This window comes from Agromyces sp. NPDC058136 (assembly GCF_042884375.1).
Taxonomy (GTDB): Bacteria; Actinomycetota; Actinomycetes; order Actinomycetales; family Microbacteriaceae; genus Agromyces.
In genome coordinates, this window is sequence record NZ_JBHVUA010000001.1 from 543,557 (window position 1) to 560,611 (window position 17,055).

At 73.2% G+C, this 17,055-nt stretch carries 13 protein-coding genes and 1 riboswitch; of the genes, 8 read left to right on the forward strand and 5 right to left on the reverse strand.

The annotated features are described in order from the left end of the window. Positions 1-9 precede the first annotated feature (9 nt). The 3 genes from gcvP to gcvT all read right to left on the reverse strand — a co-directional run bounded on the left by gcvP (position 10) and on the right by gcvT (position 4,564). The gene (gcvP, locus tag ACFVTX_RS02495) at positions 10-2,898 is read right to left on the reverse strand and encodes an aminomethyl-transferring glycine dehydrogenase (RefSeq protein ID WP_386897741.1); all 2,889 of its coding nucleotides are present in this window, start codon (positions 2,896-2,898) and stop codon (positions 10-12) included. A 12-nt stretch (positions 2,899-2,910) separates the two neighbouring features. Beyond that, positions 2,911-3,282 (reverse strand): glycine cleavage system protein GcvH, encoded by a 372-nt coding sequence (gene gcvH / locus ACFVTX_RS02500; RefSeq protein ID WP_386897742.1) that lies wholly within the window; start codon positions 3,280-3,282, stop codon positions 2,911-2,913. 70 nt (positions 3,283-3,352) lie between these two features. Continuing rightward, on the reverse strand, positions 3,353-4,564 hold the full coding sequence (gcvT, locus tag ACFVTX_RS02505) for a glycine cleavage system aminomethyltransferase GcvT (protein ID WP_386897744.1): 1,212 nt from the start codon (positions 4,562-4,564) through the stop codon (positions 3,353-3,355). On the opposite strand from gcvT, the gene ACFVTX_RS02510 reads away from it, so the two are divergent. Both ACFVTX_RS02510 and ACFVTX_RS02515 read left to right on the forward strand, forming a co-directional pair. Beyond that, positions 4,538-4,726 carry a hypothetical protein gene (locus tag ACFVTX_RS02510; protein WP_386898745.1) on the forward strand — a complete coding sequence of 63 codons (189 nt, stop codon included), beginning with the start codon at positions 4,538-4,540 and terminating at the stop codon, positions 4,724-4,726. The two genes, gcvT and ACFVTX_RS02510, sit on opposite strands and share 27 nt — an antisense overlap. Next, a riboswitch (glycine riboswitch) is annotated at positions 4,700-4,805 on the reverse strand. (Overlaps the previous gene by 27 nt.) Positions 4,806-4,958: 153 nt before the next feature. Further along, positions 4,959-8,267: a hypothetical protein gene (locus ACFVTX_RS02515; protein WP_386897745.1), complete on the forward strand. Its 3,309-nt coding sequence runs from the start codon at positions 4,959-4,961 to the stop codon at positions 8,265-8,267. Positions 8,268-8,279: 12 nt separating this feature from the next. On the opposite strand, the gene ACFVTX_RS02520 is transcribed toward ACFVTX_RS02515, so the two are convergent. Further along, positions 8,280-10,280 carry a multicopper oxidase family protein gene (locus ACFVTX_RS02520; protein ID WP_386897746.1) on the reverse strand — a complete coding sequence of 667 codons (2,001 nt, stop codon included), beginning with the start codon at positions 10,278-10,280 and terminating at the stop codon, positions 8,280-8,282. Between the two features lie 34 nt (positions 10,281-10,314). Beyond that, the gene (locus ACFVTX_RS02525; RefSeq protein WP_386897748.1) at positions 10,315-10,794 is read right to left on the reverse strand and encodes a DUF6220 domain-containing protein; all 480 of its coding nucleotides are present in this window, start codon (positions 10,792-10,794) and stop codon (positions 10,315-10,317) included. Between the two features lie 241 nt (positions 10,795-11,035). Between ACFVTX_RS02525 and ACFVTX_RS02530 the strand changes: the two genes are divergently transcribed. The 6 genes from ACFVTX_RS02530 to ACFVTX_RS02555 are packed head-to-tail and all read left to right on the forward strand — an operon-like array spanning position 11,036 to position 16,873. Further along, positions 11,036-11,743 (forward strand): NUDIX domain-containing protein, encoded by a 708-nt coding sequence (locus ACFVTX_RS02530; protein WP_386897750.1) that lies wholly within the window; start codon positions 11,036-11,038, stop codon positions 11,741-11,743. Beyond that, the gene (gene nadA, locus ACFVTX_RS02535; RefSeq protein WP_386897752.1) at positions 11,740-13,065 is read left to right on the forward strand and encodes a quinolinate synthase NadA; all 1,326 of its coding nucleotides are present in this window, start codon (positions 11,740-11,742) and stop codon (positions 13,063-13,065) included. Before ACFVTX_RS02530 ends, nadA begins: the two co-directional genes overlap by 4 nt. Before the next feature lies 1 nt (position 13,066). Beyond that, positions 13,067-14,668 carry an L-aspartate oxidase gene (gene nadB / locus ACFVTX_RS02540; protein WP_386897754.1) on the forward strand — a complete coding sequence of 534 codons (1,602 nt, stop codon included), beginning with the start codon at positions 13,067-13,069 and terminating at the stop codon, positions 14,666-14,668. After that, positions 14,668-15,591: a carboxylating nicotinate-nucleotide diphosphorylase gene (gene nadC / locus ACFVTX_RS02545; protein ID WP_386897756.1), complete on the forward strand. Its 924-nt coding sequence runs from the start codon at positions 14,668-14,670 to the stop codon at positions 15,589-15,591. The genes nadB and nadC overlap by 1 nt, the downstream gene beginning before the upstream one ends. Further along, complete coding sequence (locus ACFVTX_RS02550; protein WP_386897758.1) at positions 15,588-16,733, forward strand: cysteine desulfurase family protein; 1,146 nt, start codon at positions 15,588-15,590, stop codon at positions 16,731-16,733. Before nadC ends, ACFVTX_RS02550 begins: the two co-directional genes overlap by 4 nt. Further along, positions 16,730-16,873, forward strand: a complete 144-nt coding sequence (locus ACFVTX_RS02555) for a hypothetical protein (RefSeq protein ID WP_386897760.1) — start codon at positions 16,730-16,732, stop codon at positions 16,871-16,873. The genes ACFVTX_RS02550 and ACFVTX_RS02555 overlap by 4 nt, the downstream gene beginning before the upstream one ends. Positions 16,874-17,055: the final 182 nt, after the last annotated feature.

A 17,055-nucleotide genomic window follows, 5' to 3' on the forward strand; every position in this document is an offset into this window, starting at 1 on the left:
GCCGAGGGCCTACGCGAACGCCTCGACGGGCGGGCAGGCGCACACGAGGTTGCGGTCGCCGTAGGCCTGGTCGATGCGACGCACCGGCGCCCAGTACTTGTTGCGCACGAGCGAACGGACCGGGTAGACGGCCTGCTCGCGGGTGTAGGGGTGCTCCCACTCGCCCGCGATGACCGACTCTGCCGTGTGCGGGGCGTTGCGGAGCGGGTTGTCCTCTGCGGGCCACTCGCCGCGGCCGACGGCGTCGGCCTCGGCCTTGATCGCGATCATCGCCTCGACGAAGCGCTCGAGCTCCGCCAGGTCCTCCGACTCGGTCGGCTCGACCATGAGCGTGCCCGCGACCGGGAACGACATGGTGGGCGCGTGGAAGCCGTAGTCGATGAGGCGCTTGGCCACGTCGTCGACGCTCACGCCGGTCTCGGCCGTCAGCGGGCGCAGGTCGAGGATGCACTCGTGCGCGACCAGCCCGTTGTCGCCCGTGTAGAGCACCGGGAAGTGCTCGCGCAGGCGCGAGGCGACGAAGTTCGCCGCGAGCACCGCCGAGGCGGTCGACTGCTTGAGGCCCTCGGAGCCCATCATGCGCACGTACGCCCACGAGATCGGCAGGATCGACGGGCTGCCGTACGGCGCCGCCGAGACCGGGCCGCCGCCGTGCACGAAGCCGCCGGCGTGGTCGGCGCGCTGCGCCATCGGGTGGCCGGGCAGGTAGGGCGCGAGGTGCGCCTTCGCCGCGACGGGGCCCACGCCGGGGCCGCCGCCGCCGTGCGGGATGCAGAACGTCTTGTGCAGGTTCAGGTGCGAGACGTCGCCGCCGAAGTCGCCGAAGCGGGAGTAGCCGAGGAGCGCGTTGAGGTTCGCGCCGTCGACGTACACCTGGCCGCCGGCGTCGTGCACCGCCTGCGTGATCTGCTTCACCTCGTGCTCGTACACGCCGTGCGTCGACGGGTAGGTGATCATGAGGGCCGAGATGGATGCCGCGTGCTCGGCGATCTTCGCTCGCAGGTCGTCGAGGTCGACGTTGCCGAGCTCGTCGGTCGCGACGACCACGACGCGCATGCCGGCGAGCACGGCCGAGGCCGCGTTCGTGCCGTGCGCGCTCGACGGGATGAGGCACACGTCGCGCTCGCCCTCGCCGTTGGCGAGGTGGTAGCCGCGGATCGCGAGGAGGCCGGCGAGCTCGCCCTGGCTGCCCGCGTTCGGCTGCAGCGAGACGGTGTCGTAGCCGGTGACCTCGGCGAGCCACGATTCGAGCTGCTCGACGAGGCCGAGCGAGCCGACGACGTCGGCCTCGGGCGCGAACGGGTGCAGGTTCGCGAAGGCGGGCCACGTGACGGCCTGCATCTCGGTGGCCGCGTTGAGCTTCATCGTGCACGAGCCGAGCGGGATCATGCCGCGGTCGAGCGCGTAGTCGCGGTCGGCGAGCTGCTTGAGGTAGCGCATCATCTGCGTCTCGGAGTGGTGCGTGTTGAACACGGGGTGCTCGAGGTACGCGCTCGTGCGACGGAGCGCCTCGGGGATCGCGGTCTCGGTGGTCGGGCCGTCGAGCTCGCGCTCCTCCGGTCCGCCGAATGCCTGCGCGACCTTGTGCAGGTCGTCGAGCGTCGTCGTCTCGTCGACCGAGACCTGGACGGTCGCCTCGTCGGCCTCCCACAGGAGCACGCCGAGCTCGCGGCCGCGGGCCACGACGTTCTTCGCGAGGCCGGGCACGTGCACGGTCAGCGTGTCGAAGTGCGCGTCGTGCGCGACGTGCTGACCGAGGTCTTCGAGCCAGCCGGCGAGCAGCTTCGCCTTGCCGGCGGTCTGGGTGGCGATGGCGCGGATGCCACGGGGCCCGTGGTACACGGCGTACATCGACGCCATCACGGCGAGGAGCACCTGCGCGGTGCAGATGTTCGACGTCGCCTTCTCGCGACGGATGTGCTGCTCGCGCGCCTGCAGGCTGAGCCGGTACGCGGGGTGGCCTGCGGCGTCCTGCGAGACGCCCACCAGGCGGCCCGGCATCTGCCGTTCGAGGCCCTTGCGCACCGCCATGTAGCCGGCGTGCGGGCCGCCGAAGCCCATCGGCACGCCGAAGCGCTGCGAGGTGCCCACGGCGACGTCGGCACCGAGCTCGCCCGGGCTCGTGATGAGCGCGAGCGCCAGGAGGTCGGCCGCGACCACGGCGAGGGCGCCCTGCGCCTTCGACGCCGCGATGACCTCCGCCGGGTTCCAGACCCGCCCCGAGGCACCGGGGTACTGCACGAAGACACCGAAGTGCTCGCCGAAGGCGGAGACATCCGTGCCCTCGGACAGCGGGGCCTCGACGAGCTCGATGCCGACCGCCTCGGCGCGCGAGACGAGCAGCGCCTTCGTCTGCGGCAGCGCGTCGGCGTCGACGACGAAGCGGTTCGACGTCGACTTCGAGCCGCGACGCGCGAGCAGCATCGCCTCGACCACTGCGGTGCCCTCGTCGAGCATCGACGCGTTCGCGATGTCGAGGCCGGTGAGGTTCTCGACCATCGTCTGGAAGTTGATGAGCGCCTCGAGGCGGCCCTGGCTGATCTCGGGCTGGTAGGGCGTGTAGGCGGTGTACCAGCTCGGGTTCTCGAGCACGTTGCGCTGGATCACCGCGGGGGTGATCGTGCCGTAGTAGCCGAGGCCGATCATGGGCGTGCGCACGGTGTTCTGCGAGGCGAGCGCGGCGAGCTCGGCGAGCGCCTCGCGCTCGGTCGCGGCAGCGGGGATCGCGGAGTTCAGCACCTCCCCCATGCGGATCGACGACGGCACGGCCGCCGACATGAGCGCCTCGAGCGAGTCGTAGCCGAGTTCGGCGAGCATGACGGAGTGGTCGCTCGGGGTGGTGCCGATGTGGCGGCGCCCGAAGGCGTCGAGGTCGAAGGCCGAGGAGGGGGAGGTCATCGGGGGTGTTCCTTACTCGCCGGTGAGGGCGGTGTACTCGTCGCGCGTGAGCATCTTCGGCAGGTTCGAGGCCTGGACCTTGATGAGCCAGCCCTCGCCGAAGGGGTCGCTGTTCACGAGCTCGGGCGCGTCGATGACGGCCTGGTTGGCCTCGACGACCTCGCCGTTCACGGGGGCGAAGAGCTCGCCGACCGACTTGGTCGACTCGATCTCGCCGACGACGGTGCCCTCGGTGAGCGTGGTGCCCGCAGCGGGCAGGTCGACGTAGACGACGTCGCCGAGCTTCTCGGCGGCGTAGTCGGTGATGCCGATCGTCGCGACGTCGCCGTCGATCGAGATCCACTCGTGCTCTTCGGTGTAGTGCAGGGCGTTGAGGTCGGTCATGGGGTGCTCCTTGAGGTTTCGGACGACTCGGGGTTCGCGTCGCACGCCAGGTCGGCGCGCGGCGCCGGGATCAGGAGGCGCGCTTGTAGAACGGCAGCGCCACGACGGCGGCGGGGATGCGGGTGCCGCGCACGTCGACGAACAGGGAGGTGCCGGCCTCGGCGAGCGCGGGGCTCACGAAGGCCATCGCGACCGGGTGGCCGAGCGTCGGCGAGAGCGCGCCGCTCGTGACGATGCCGACGCGCGCCGCGTCGGCCGCGTCGCCGTCGTAGACCTCGTAGTCGGCGCGGGGCGCGCGACGCCCCTCTGCCGCGAGGCCGACGAGCACCGGGGCATCCGCGGCGGGGCCCTGCTCGATCGCGGCGCGACCGACGAAGTCCCCCTCCTTCGCGAGGGCGACGACGCGGCCGAGGCCGGCCTGCACGGGCAGGATGTCGCGGCCGAGCTCGTGGCCGTAGAGCGGCATGCCCGCCTCGAGTCGGAGCGTGTCGCGGCTGGCGAGCCCGCAGGGCACGACGCGCGGGCCGCCCGTCTCGACGAGGGCCTCCCAGAGGCGGGTGGCGCGCTCGGGGGCGACGTAGAGCTCGAAGCCGTCCTCGCCCGTGTAGCCCGTGCGTGCGATGAGGACCGGCTGGCCCTCGAACGTCGCGGGGAACGAGCGGTAGTACTTGAGCGCCGCGATGCGGGCGTCGAAGTCGTCCTCGTCGTTGCCGGGGCCCTCGACGCCGAAGCCCGGCGTCTCGAGCAGCACGGCGCGGGCGTCTGGGCCCTGCAGCGCGACGAGCGCGACGTCGTCGCTCTCGTCGGAGACGAACACGTCGAAGCCCTCGGCGCGGGCGCGCAGCTCGTCGGCGACGACGGCCGCGTTCGAGGCGTTCGCGACGACCATGTAGCGGTCCTCGCCGGTGCGGTACACGACGAGGTCGTCGATGATGCCGCCGTCCTCGGCGAGCAGCAGCGAGTACTTCGCCTGGCCGATCTCGATCGCCGAGAGCTTGCCGGCGAGCGCGAAGTCGAGTGCAGCGGCCGCCTGCGGGCCGATCAGCACGATCTCGCCCATGTGGGAGAGGTCGAAGATGCCCGAGGAGGTGCGCACCGCGTGGTGCTCGGCCAGGTCGGAGGAGTAGCGCACCGGCATCTGCCAGCCGGCGAAGTCGGTGAAGCTCGCGCCCGCTGCGCGGTGCACGGCGTCGAGCGGGCTCAGGCGCTCATCGGCGGGGGCGGTGGTACCGGGGTCGTTCGTCACGAGTTCTCCTTGGACTGGCTGCTGCAGGAGCAGCATGCGCGGTCGCGATTCGTGCGGCGGATGCCGCATGAGAACTCCCCCTCTGTCATGAGCCTGAGAGTTTCACGCGTCGACGCGCTTTCACCGTGGGCGGCTTCGCGCGTGATCGCGCGGAGCACTTTTCAGAGCGGCCTCGTCATCGCGGTGTTGGTGACCTGAGAGATTGGCAGGGAGGCTTGCTCCTTCGGTGCCGGCCCGCCCGTGCGAACGGTGCTGCCGGCTCTCCCGCGACGCGTCGATGGCCCGGTATGAGGTTGTACCGTGATCCTAGCAGCGCCCGGATGCGCCGGACGGCGGCGTCCGCCACCCCCACATCGAGGTATGCCGAGCGCGCTTGTCGGGCGGTACCCTCATCGCGTCGGCACGGTCGAGCCAGAGCGGGTGGAAGCTGATGTCGCAGGTATCGCAGTCGCGCACGGGACCGCATGACGTCTCGCCCTCCGGGGAGCTCGATCGCCCCGACTGGACCCCGATCCCGGCGGCGACCTGGCGCAGTCTCGGGCAGACCCTCTCGCTCGCATCGGTGGTGCTCCTCATCGCCGTCGCCCTCGCCGAGCTCGACCGGCTCATCGCGAGCGTGCCCGACGCCGACGGCCAGAGCCACTCGCTCAACCTCGCCCTGAGCCCGCTCTCCCTCCTGCAGCGGACGAGCTGGAGCGCCTGGGCGAACATGCCGTGGCACGAGCAGATCGGGCAGTGGATCATCCTCTCCGCGGTGCTCGACGCCGTCATGGTGCTCGCGTACGCGATCCTCCTGCACCGGCTCATCGCGATCGCGCCCCGCCCGGCGCAGCTCGTGCCGTCGATCGCCTTCGCCACCATCATCGCGAGCGAGGTGCTCGAGGGCGCCCTGCAGCTCGGCGCGGGCGCCGCCGTGTCGATCGGCGCTGCGGAGGTCGCGCATTCGATCGGCCGGATCATGGCCTTCGTCACCCTCGCGAAGGTGCTCGGTTTCGTCGTGTTCGCGGTGGCCGTGCTGCGGATCCCCGAGTACCGCTCCTGGATCGGCGGGCGCCTGCGCCGCCTCGGCCGGGCGATCTGGGTGCACCGGCTGGCGGCACTCGTCATCCTCGCCCTCTTCGTGCTCGCGTGCATCCCCGCGGCCGACCTGCTCGACCAGCTGCCCGATGTGGAGCGGCAGTGGGCCGACGGACCGCGCGGCGGCTGGCACGCGTTCTTCGGGATCGCGGCGCTGCTCATCACCGGGCTCCTCACCTTCGCGCTCAACCGTCGGCGGACGAAGTACATGATCCAGACGCGCGTGCACGGCTGGGTCGGACGCCCCTCCCCGAACTGGCTGCACGCTGCGGGGCCGTGGCTCATCGCGCCGGCCGCGCAACTGCTCCTCGCCCTGATCACGCTCGTCATCGGGGGCATCACGGGCGCGAAGGCGGCGATCCACCTGCCGACCTTCTTCGCCCTCCTCGGCGTCGAACTCCTCGTCGCCGGGCTCGCGGCGGCGACCTGGCCGTGGTCGCACGCCCACCCCGAGACACCGCGGGAGGCCGACGTCGAACGGGCCGCGGACAGCTGGATCGTCGGCGATTCGCTCGCGGCGATCGCACTCGTGGTCGGCGCCATCGGGGTCGTGCGCTCGTTCCTCGTGCCGGTGGTCCTCGGCGGATCCGACGCGGGCGTCCTCGGCTGGGTGCTCGTGCCGCTCTCCGTCGGCGTCGTCGTCTTCGCGCCGTGGGGGGTGCTCACCACCGCGAACCTCCGCGAGCCGGTCATCCGGTTCCTCCGTGGGGCGCGCCTCGATCCGACGACGGCGACGCATCCCGACGGCGTGCACGTCTCGAAGTCGGGCTGGGTCGAGCTGCTCGCGCTCGTGCTCGGCGCAGCGGTGCTGCTCGGCGGCCTCCTCTACCCGGCGCAGATCGCCGAGACGTTCGGCGCCGTCGCGGTCATGCTCGTCTCGCTCGGCGCCTGGGTGGCCGTGTTCGGCGCGTTCACGCTCCTCGTGCAGGCCCGCGAGCTCATCGCACCGTTCCGCTGGATGAACATGCGCGCCGCCCCGGTGCTCACCCTCGGTCTCGTCGTGCCGCTCGTGATCAACGTGGCGCTCTCCGCGATGCCGTGGGACGGCGCCTCCGACACCGCGCTGCACGAGGTGCACGTGTCGAATACCACGCCTGCGGCGAACCCGGTCGAACCCGATGCGCTCCGCGAGCACCTCGAGGCGCTCCGCGCCGACACCGAGTGCGCGGTGCCGCTCGAGGGCGGCGACGCGGAGGAGGGCGGCCCCGCCGCCCGCCCCGTGTTCCTCATCGCCTCGGAGGGCGGCGGCATCCGTGCCGCGTACTGGACGGCCTCCGTGCTCGGGGCGCTCGACGGCTGCGCCGCCCGATCGGGATTCGTCGCGAGCGGCATCAGCGGCGGCTCGGTCGGACTCGCCCTCGCGAGCTCGATCGCCGACGGCGAGCAGGGCGACGCCGAGAAGCTCGTGGCCGAGGCCCGCAGCCTGTCGGGCCCCGAGGCGGTCTCGACCGCGGCGCTCGGGCTCGTCGTGGGCGACGCGGTCGCAGGCGGCTGGGGCGTGCACGTGCCCTCCTACCTCGACCCCGCGAGCGGTGACGACCACGGCTGGCGCTGGCGCGACCGGGCCGCCCTCATCGAGTCCTGGTGGGAGGACGGCACCTCCCTCGACGCGCCGTTCACGAACGAGATCGACCCGCTGACCGGGGCGCTGCTCATGAACTCGGCCGACGTCGTGACGAAGTGCCGGCTGCTCGTGCAGCAGGCGCCGATCATCGCCGAACGCGACGACCCCGCCTCCCGCGGCGCCGGCACGATCGGACCGTGCGACGGCACGGGCGGCCTGCCCTCGATGCTGCAGTTCGACGAACTGCCGGGGCTCGCCGACGCGCAGCAGGCGTCCGACTGCCTCGCCGGCCTCGACTGGTCGACGGCGTCGATGCTCTCGGCCCGCTTCGCGGTGATCACGCCGACGGGCAGCCTGCCGGGTCGGGAGCCCTGCACCGCGGTCGACGGCGCGCAGTTCGTCGACGGCGGCTACGTCGAACCCACCTCGCTCGCGACGATCGCCGACATCGCCCCCGAGCTCATGGACCGGTTCGCCGAGGTGAACGCGCAACCCGGCTCGGACGTCACGCTCGTCCCGGTGCTCCTCTACCTCCGCAACTCGCAGGGCTACGACCTCGTCACCGACATCGCCCGCGCCGAGGCCGAACCGCTCGCCCCGATCACCGGCAATGCCGCGCGGGTGCGCCTCACCGGGCAGGACGCCTGGATCCAGCGCATCGCGCTCACCATGCCCGACGCGTGCCCCGACGAGCAGGGCGAGGGCGAAGTCGAGAACACGGGCGAAGGCGAGAACTCGAGCGGGAGCGAGGAGGCCCCGGCATCGACGTGTCTGGACGCGTTCGATCGGCTCATCGGCGACGGCGCCCCCGCCGCGGGCGGAGTGATCGTCGTGGCACCGGCCTCGGAGCCCGCGGTGGTGCCGCCGCTCGGCTGGGCGCTCTCGCAGGCGAGCCAGGCCCGCTTCAGCGCCGCGCTGCACACCGCGGCGAACTGCCCGGCCGACGGGGCGCGGGCCACCGAAGAGGAGCGGGCGGCCGCGAGCCACCACTACCCCGGGCTCGATGCCGTGCCGAAGCTCTTCAGCGACGCCGAGCAGGAGCGGCAGCGCGAGCGGATGTGCCAGCGCATCGACGCGCAGCTCGCGGGCGCCGACTGAGGCCCGGCGCGTTCACTCGGGCCGGTTGCCGTGCGCGTCGTGCTCGAACGGGGTCGTGACGCCGCGGTAGGCGAGGGTCATCATCATGCCCGCCGAGGCGTGCTCGAGATCGTGGCAGTGGTCCATCCAGATGCCGGGGTTGTCGGCGACAAGGAGGACCTCCCACACCTCCCCCGGGCGCACGTCGACGGTGTCGAGCCAGAGCGGCGCACCGCTCGCGGGCTCGCCGTCGCGCGAGAGCACGAGCACATGATGGCCGTGCACGTGCATGGGGTGGGTGTCGAAGCCGCGGTTCACGATTCGGATGCGCACGACGTCGCCCTCGTCGACCTCGATCGGCTCGATATGGGGGAAGACGCGCCCGTTCACCGTGTAGGCGTAGCCCGGTGCGCCGCCGACGAAGCGCGGCAGGCGGTCGAGCACGAGTTCGGCGGTCGCGGTGACCTCGCCGAAACGGGCCGGCACCTCCCCTGGTTCGCCCTCGGGGGCGCCGTAGGCGAGCAGGTCGAGTTCGGGCAGCCGGGTGAAGTCGAGGGCGGATGCCTCGGGGCCGGCCGTCGCGGTCGGCGTGCCCGGCACGGTCTTGCCGACGTCCGCCACCGGCACGGCGCCTGCGGCCGGTCGGAACACGAGCACCGAGTCAGCCGCCGTGTCGACGCCGAGGCGCACCTCGCCCGCCGGCATCTCGAAGACGAGGTCGGCGCGGGCCCCGGCCCCGAGGCGCACCGCCTCGCCGGTGACCTTCCGGCCGCCCGCGACGTCGCGGCCGTCGAGCGCGACCACGCGGAAGGCCGCACCGCCGATGGCGACGCGGAGCGGCGTGCGGTCGGTGTTCGCGACGCGCAGCCGCACCGCGGTGCCGGGTTCGACGTCGTGCACCTGTTCGCCGTCGTCGCCGCCGAGCAGCACGGCACCGCCGATCGAGTGCACGGGCACCGCGAGGTCGACCGCCTCGGCGATGCCGCCGCGCGGTTCGACGACGAGCATGCCGTAGAGGCCGCGGCGCACCCCCTCTGAGGAGACCTGGTGCGTGTGGTACCAGTAGGTGCCCGGGGTGTCGGCGACGAAGCGCGAGACGAACTCGCCGCCCGGCCGCACCGCGTCCTGGGTGACGCCGGCGACCCCGTCCTCGCCGTTCGGCACGTCGACGCCGTGCCAGTGCAGCGTGACGCCGTCGTCGATGTCGCGGTTGCGCAGGGTCGCCTCGACGAGCTCACCCTCGACGACGCGGATCTCGGGGCCCGGCAGACGATCGCCGAACGACCACACCGCGAGTTCGGTGCCGCTCTGAAGCGTCACGTCGCGCTGCGCGGCGACGAGTTCGACGCGGCGCACCGGGGCGTCGACCTCGTCGGGGGTGCGCAGCTCGTCGACCGAGGTCGCGGCGGATGCCTCGGCGCCCGCGTCGTCCGCGGCGTCGCCCTCGACCCCAGCGCCGAGGCCCGCGTGCGCGTGCGCGGCGGAGGCCTCGATCGAGGGCGGCGCCGTGTCGGCGAGCCACACCCAGCCGAGCGAACCGGCGAGCACGACGGCGGCGATGCCCGCGAAGCCGACGATCGCGCGGCGGCCGCGATGCGCGAGCACGGCCCAGCTCGCGCCGATCGCGAGGGCGACGAGCATGAGCAGCACCGCGGTCGGCACCGGCCGCACCGGGCCGCCGATGAGCCAGGTCGCGACGGCGGCGGCCGCGACCGCGATGGCCGCGGCGAGCAGCAGCACCCGCGCGGCGAGGTCGTCGGCGTCGGCGTCGGAGCGTCGCCGGTGCAGTCCGACGAGCCCGGCGACGCAGCCCGCCACGGCGAGCGGAACGCCGAGGACGAGCTTCTCGTCGGCGAACGCGAGGTCGCGGGCAGCGAGCGCGACGGCGGCGACCGTCGCGACGGCGACGCCGACGCATCCGCCGATCGCGAACCATCGCGAGCCGCGACCGCCGGTCGACGCCGCGGCGGCCCACAGGCACGCCGCCGCGATGATCACGACGCCGTACACGGCGAGGAGGGCGACCGTGCTCATCGCTGTGCCCTCCTCGCCGTGGTGGGTCGGCCGTTCAGGCGACGCCCGACGACTCGGATGCGGGCTGCGTCTCGACGGCGGGCTTCGACGGCGCCGAGCCTTCGCGGACGAGCCTGCGCGCGCGGAAGAAGAGGGCGACGCCGAGCACGAGGATGAGTGCGCCGTTGAGCCCGTGCAGGCTCACCCAGAGCATCGCGGGCAGCGGCACGACGGTCGTCTCGGGTCCGACGCCGAAGATCACCCCGGTGAGGATGAAGATCAGCAGCTGCAGCACGGTCAGCAGGAAGACGGTGACCGCCATCCAGATGGTGCGCTTGCCGGCCCGGGCGAGCGCCGCGAAGACGATGAGCGCGAGGGCGAGCACGCGGAGCACGATCTGCCCGTTGATCGCGTGCAGGCTCCAGGCCTCTTCGTCGCCGGTCTCCATGCCGAACGAGCCGAAGGCGGCGAAGTAGACCTGCAGCATCGAGTCGATGACGAACAGAACGGTGGTCACGAGGAACGCCTTCTTCATGGCGTGCCTCCTCTCTGGCGGATTGCCGTGGTCAGGACGTCTCATGCTGCGCGCCGTCCGATCGGCGCGGCATCAGTGGCGGCACGGAATCGAAGGTCAGCGGAACCCCCTGATCGACTCCGGGCCAACCCCGAGATTCGCCTTCTGGTCATCGTGACTGTAAGCTGACGTCATTCCCCCTTCGAGTCAGATTGACTCGAAGCATCCGCACCGTCGCAGACCCACGACCGGAAGGACCGAGATGCCGCACCAGCTCGACGCACCGACTCGGCTCGCCGTCTCGACCGTCATCTTCGCGCTGCGCCCCGACGCCGCCGGCCGCCCCGTCCTCTGGACCCCGCTCGTGCGCCGCACCCGCGAACCCCAGCTCGGCCTCTGGGCGCTCCCCGGCGGCTGGCTGCCCGTCAACGAGGAGCTCGAGGTCGCCGCCGCCCGCACCCTGCGCGCCACCACGGGCCTCGCCCCGAAGTACCTCGAGCAGCTCTACACCTTCGGCGGCGTCGACCGATCCCCCGACGCCCGCGTCATCTCGGTCGTCTACTGGGCGCTCGTGCAGAGCGACGAGGCCGCGCGCGCCGTCGCCGGGCCGAACGTCCGCTGGGTGCCCGCCGACACGCTGCCCGGGCTCGCCTTCGACCACAACGACATCGTCGAGTACGCGCTCTGGCGGCTGCGCACCAAGGTCGAGTACACCGAGATCGCCCACGCGTTCCTCGGCGAGGAGTTCACGCTCGCCGAGCTCCGCGAGATCTACGAGGCCGTGCTGCAGCGCAGCCTCGACCCCGCGAACTTCCGCCGCACGATGATCGCGTCCGGCCGCCTCCGCGAGACCGGCGGCTTCCAGGCGGGCACCGCCCACCGCCCCCCGAAGCTCTACCGCTACGACCCCACGGCCCCACGCACGGCCGATCCCCGAGAACCGTTCCAGATCGAGAGGCCCGCCTCATGACCATCACGAACCCCGACGTCCGCCACGCGGCATCCGTCGACCGCACCCTGCAGCTCATCGCCGCGGGCGCCGAGGGCGCGAGCTGCGCGCCCGAACTCGCGGCCGGCCCCTGGGAGTTCGACCAGGGCCCCGCCGGCTACGGCCCCGGCGCTTCGATGGGCGATGTGATCCCGACCGGCTCCCCCCGCCAGGGCGCCCTCCCCGAGGCGTACCGGCTCGCGAGCGACGAGGAGCTGCACGCCCGGATCCGCGCCGCGAAGGCGACCCTCGGCGACCGCGTCGTCGTGCTCGGCCACTTCTACCAGCGCGACGAAGTCGTCGAGCACGCCGACTTCGTGGGCGACTCGTTCCAGCTCGCGAACGCGGCGCTCACCCGGCCCGACGCCGAGGCGATCGTGTTCTGCGGCGTGCACTTCATGGCCGAGACCGCCGACCTCCTCTCCAAGCCCGAACAGGCCGTCATCCTGCCGAACCTCGCCGCCGGGTGCTCGATGGCCGACATGGCCGACGAGAGCTCGGTCGAGGAGTGCTGGGAGCAGCTCGAGTCGGTCTACGGCCCGCTCGACGCGGTGGATGCCACGGGGCGGGTGCCGGTCATCCCGGTGACCTACATGAACTCCTCGGCCGCCCTCAAGGGCTTCGTCGGGCGCCACGGCGGCATCGTCTGCACCTCCTCGAACGCGCGCGTCGTGCTCGAGCAGGCATTCGAACGCGGGCAGCGGGTGCTGTTCTTCCCCGACCAGCACCTCGGCCGCAACACCGCGAAGGCGATGGGCGTGCCGCTCGAGCAGATGCCGATGTGGAACCCCCGAAAGCCCCTCGGCGGGTCCTCGTCCGACGAGCTCGTCGAGGCGAAGGTCATCCTCTGGCACGGCTTCTGCTCGGTGCACAAGCGCTTCACGGTCGACCAGATCGCCGCCGCGCGCGCATCGCGCCCCGGCGTCCAGGTCATCGTGCACCCCGAGTGCCCGATGCCCGTCGTCGACGCGGCCGACGCTGCCGGCTCGACCGACTTCATCGTGAAGGCCATCCAGGCCGCGCCCGCCGGCTCGACGTTCGCGATCGGCACCGAGATCAACCTCGTGCAGCGTCTCGCGGCCGAGCACCCCGAGCACGAGATCTTCTGCCTCGACCCCGTCGTCTGCCCGTGCTCGACCATGTACCGCATCCACCCCGGCTACCTCGCCTGGGTGCTCGAGGAGCTCGTCGAGGGGCGCATCGTGAACCGCATCCAGGTGCCCTCCGACGTCGCCGAGCCCGCACGGGTCGCGCTCGAGCGGATGCTCGCGGCGAAGCCGCCGGCAGCCACCCCCGGAGCCTGACATGACCCGCGTCCTCGTCATCGGCGGCGGCATCGCGGGCCTCTGGGCCGCGGTGCGGGCCGCCGATGCGGGCTGCACCGTCGAGCTCGTCACGAAGACCGAGCTCGCCGAGACGAACACGAGGTACGCGCAGGGCGGCATCGCCGCGGCGCTGTTCCCCGACGACTCGGCCGACCGGCACTTCGCCGACACGATGACCGCGGGCGCCGGGCTCTCCGACGCCGAGGCCGTGCGGGTGCTCTGCGACGAGGGGCCCGCGCGCGTGCGCGACCTCATCCGCTTCGGCGTCGCCTTCGACCGGGGCGAGTCGGGCCTCTCGCGGGGCCTCGAGGCGGCGCACTCGCGCGCCCGCATCGTGCACGCCGGCGGCGACGCGACCGGCGCCGCGATCGAAGCCGCCCTCGTCGGCACCGTGCGGCGGCGCGCCGTCCGCATCGACGAGCGCACGATGCTCGTCGACCTCCTCGTCGAGCCGGCACCGGGGCCGAACGGCGCGGGCGTGCCGACCGTCGTCGGCGCGCTCCTGCTCGACGAGCACGGCCGGCTCGTCGAACGCCGGGCCGACGCCGTCGTGCTCGCGACGGGCGGCAGCGGCCGACTGTACACGCACACCACGAACCCCGACGTCGCCACGGGCGACGGCGTCGCCGCTGCCTGGCGCGCCGGCGCCGAGGTCGCCGACCTCGAGTTCACCCAGTTCCATCCGACGGCGCTCGCCGCCCCCGGCACGCCGCTCATCTCCGAGGCCGTGCGGGGCGAGGGCGCCGTGCTGCGCGATGCGCGTGGCATCCGATTCATGCCCGAGGTGCACCCCGACGCCGAGCTCGCCCCGCGCGACGTCGTCGCCCGGGCCGTGTGGCGGCGGATGGCCGAGCAGGGCGGCGCCCCCGTGCTGCTCGACGCGACCGCGCTCGGCGGCATGTTCCTCGCCGAGCGGTTTCCGGGGCTCGACCGGGTCGTGCGCGACGCCGGCTTCGACTGGGCGCACGAGCCCGTGCCCGTGACGCCCGCCGCGCACTACGCGATGGGCGGCATCACGACCGACCTCGAGGGCCGCACGAGCCTCGCCGGGCTCTTCGCCGTCGGCGAGTGCGCCCGCACCGGCGTGCACGGCGCCAACCGGCTCGCCTCCAACTCGCTGCTCGAGGCCGCCGTCTTCGCCGAGCGGGTCGCCCGCGCCATCGCCGGCGAGCCGGCTGCGGCCGGCGAACTGCCGCCGGCCGGTCCCGTTCCGTCCGTCGGCAGTCTGGGGCGACACGCCGAGCCGCCCCCCGCGCGCCCCGGTGTGTCACGCCGCGGCGCCGACGGAGCGCACCCGACCGTCGACCGCGCGGCGCTGCAGGAGCTCATGTGGCGGCACGTCGGGCTCGAGCGCGACGAGCGGGGGCTGCGCGAGGCATCCGCCCTGCTCGAGACCTGGCGCGCCGCGCCCCCCGTCGACCGCCGCTCGGCCGAGGATCGCAACCTGCTCGACCTCGCGCGGCTCACCGTCGCGGCCGCGCTCGCACGGCGCGCGAGCGTCGGCGCGCACTTCCGAACCGATGACCCCGCAGCACCGATCGCCGCCGCGCACTCCCCCGCGCCCGAACTGGAGGCCGCCTGATGACCGAAGCCCGTGAGATCGACCGCATCGTGACGATGGCCCTCGATGAGGACGCCCCCTGGGGCGACCTCACGAGCGAGACGCTCATTCCGAAGCACGCGACGGCGACCGCCGAACTCGTCGCCCGCGAGCCGGGCGTGCTCAGCGGGATCGAGGTGTTCGCGGCGGCGTTCCGCCTCGTCGACCCGGCCATCGTGGTCGAGCCGCTCGCCGCCGACGGCGAGCCGTTCGCCGCGGGCCAGACGCTCGCCCGCGTGTCGGGGTCGGCCCGCGGCATCCTGCGCGCCGAACGCGTGGGCCTCAACCTGCTGCAGCGCATGTCGGGCATCGCGACCCTGACGGCGCGCTACGTCGCCGAAGCCTCGGGCACCCGGGCGCGCATCGTCGACACCCGCAAGACCACGCCGGGGCTCCGCAGCCTCGAACGGCAGGCCGTCCGCGACGGCGGCGGGCGGAACCACCGGCGTTCCCTCTCCGACGCGATCATGGCGAAGGACAACCACCTCGCCGTGCTCACCGCGGGCGGCGCCGACCTCGCCTCAGCGCTCCGCGAGGCACGCGAGCGGATGCCGCACACCGCGCACCTCGAGGTCGAGGTCGACCGCGTCGAGCAGATCGACGCGGTACTCGCGGGCGGGGCCGACACGATCATGCTCGACAACTTCACGACCGACGAGCTCCGCGAGGGCGTCGCCCGCATCGCGGGTCGCGCGGTCGTCGAGGCCTCGGGCGGCGTGAACCTCGACACGGTCGCCGCGATCGCCGCGACCGGGGTCGACGTCATCTCGGTCGGCGCGCTCACCCACTCGGTGCGCTCGCTCGACCTCGGGCTCGACGTCGTCGTCGAGGCGCCGGCCGGCGCTGCCGCTCACGCTCCAGGCGCTAGCGCCGGCGCTGCCGCCTCCGCTACGGGGCATCCGTGATCTTCCTCGACCACGCGGCGACCACGCCCGTGCGCCGCGAGGCGCTCGAGGCGATGTGGCCGTACCTGACGGGCGCGTTCGGCAACCCGTCGAGCCGGCACGGACTGGGCGACGAGGCCGCACGCGCGCTCGCAGCGGCACGCCTCGCGGTCGCCGGGGTCGTCGGTGCCCGCCCCGGCGACGTGGTCTTCACGAGCGGCGGCACCGAGGCCGACAACCTCGCCGTGAAGGGCCTCGCCCTCGCCTCGCCCCGTGGGCGCCATGTGGTCGTCTCCCCCATCGAGCACGAGGCCGTGCTCGAGTCGGCGGCGTACCTCGCGCGCCATCACGGCTTCGAGGTCTCCGAGGTCGCGGTGGATGCCGCGGGGCTGGTCGCGCCCGAGGCGCTCGCCGCCGTGCTGCGCCCCGACACGACCCTCGTCTCCGTGCAGCTCGCGAACAACGAGATCGGCACCGTGCAGCCCATCGCGGAGCTCTCGGCGCTCGCGCACGCGCATGGCGCACTGATGCACAGCGACGCGGTGCAGGCCGCCGGATGGCTGCCCCTCTCGCTCGACGCGCTCGGCGTCGACGCGCTCTCGCTCGCCGGGCACAAGGTCGGCGCCCCGAAGGGCACCGGTGCGCTCGTCGTGCGCGGCCGGCTGCCGCTCGAGGCCGTGCTGCACGGCGGCGGACAGGAACGCGGACGCCGTTCGGGCACCGAGAACGTCGCGGGTGCGGTCGCGTTCGCGACGGCGCTGCGGCTCGCCGAGGCGGAGCGGGCCGCGGCCGCCGCCCGCGTGGGCGCGCTCGGCGCCCGCCTCGCCGCCCGCGTGCTCGCCGAGGTGCCCGAATCGCGACTCACGGGCGACGTGACGCGTCGGCTGCCCGGCACGGTGTCGTTCGTCTTCCCGGGCACGGCCGGCGAGGCGGTGCTGCTCGAGCTCGAGCGCGACGGCGTCGTCTGCTCGAGCGGTTCGGCCTGCGCCGCGGGCAGCGACGAGCCCTCGCACGTGCTCACGGCGATCGGCGTGCCGGGCGAGCTCGCGCAGACGGCCGTGCGGTTCACGCTCGGTTCGTCGACGACGGCGCCCGAGATCGAGGATGCCGCGACCGCCGTCGTACGCGCCGTGTCGGCGGTGCGCGGTATCGTGACGCCATGAGCGATTCCACTCCCGCATCCGCCGCCGACGACGCCGAACGCGAACGCCGTCTCGAGAACGAGCTGGCCCCCGAAGAGCAGCTGCTCGAGGGCTGGCTGCCTCGTCCGACGCCGACCGACGGCCCGGCGCCGGCCCCGTAACCTGCGACCCCGCATTCTCATGAACGCGGCCGCCGCGGCGACCGCGTTCCATGCATTCCGATCGATCTCGGCATCTGGGAATAGCGCGTCGCCTCTCGCGGGTTGACCCACCTATTCGATCTTTCTCACGTTTCGACGCCTGACTCCGGCGCGCCCGCGCCGATCTCGATTGGACTCACTGC

Coding starts and splice junctions, on each gene's coding strand:
- gcvP (WP_386897741.1), bottom strand. CDS start 2,898: ATGACCTCCCCCTCCTCGGCCTTCGACCTCGACGCCTTCGGGCGCCGC.
- gcvH (WP_386897742.1), bottom strand. CDS start 3,282: ATGACCGACCTCAACGCCCTGCACTACACCGAAGAGCACGAGTGGATC.
- gcvT (WP_386897744.1), bottom strand. CDS start 4,564: ATGCTGCTCCTGCAGCAGCCAGTCCAAGGAGAACTCGTGACGAACGAC.
- ACFVTX_RS02515 (WP_386897745.1), top strand. CDS start 4,959: ATGTCGCAGGTATCGCAGTCGCGCACGGGACCGCATGACGTCTCGCCC.
- ACFVTX_RS02520 (WP_386897746.1), bottom strand. CDS start 10,280: ATGAGCACGGTCGCCCTCCTCGCCGTGTACGGCGTCGTGATCATCGCG.
- ACFVTX_RS02525 (WP_386897748.1), bottom strand. CDS start 10,794: ATGAAGAAGGCGTTCCTCGTGACCACCGTTCTGTTCGTCATCGACTCG.
- ACFVTX_RS02530 (WP_386897750.1), top strand. CDS start 11,036: ATGCCGCACCAGCTCGACGCACCGACTCGGCTCGCCGTCTCGACCGTC.
- nadA (WP_386897752.1), top strand. CDS start 11,740: ATGACCATCACGAACCCCGACGTCCGCCACGCGGCATCCGTCGACCGC.
- nadB (WP_386897754.1), top strand. CDS start 13,067: ATGACCCGCGTCCTCGTCATCGGCGGCGGCATCGCGGGCCTCTGGGCC.
- nadC (WP_386897756.1), top strand. CDS start 14,668: ATGACCGAAGCCCGTGAGATCGACCGCATCGTGACGATGGCCCTCGAT.
- ACFVTX_RS02555 (WP_386897760.1), top strand. CDS start 16,730: ATGAGCGATTCCACTCCCGCATCCGCCGCCGACGACGCCGAACGCGAA.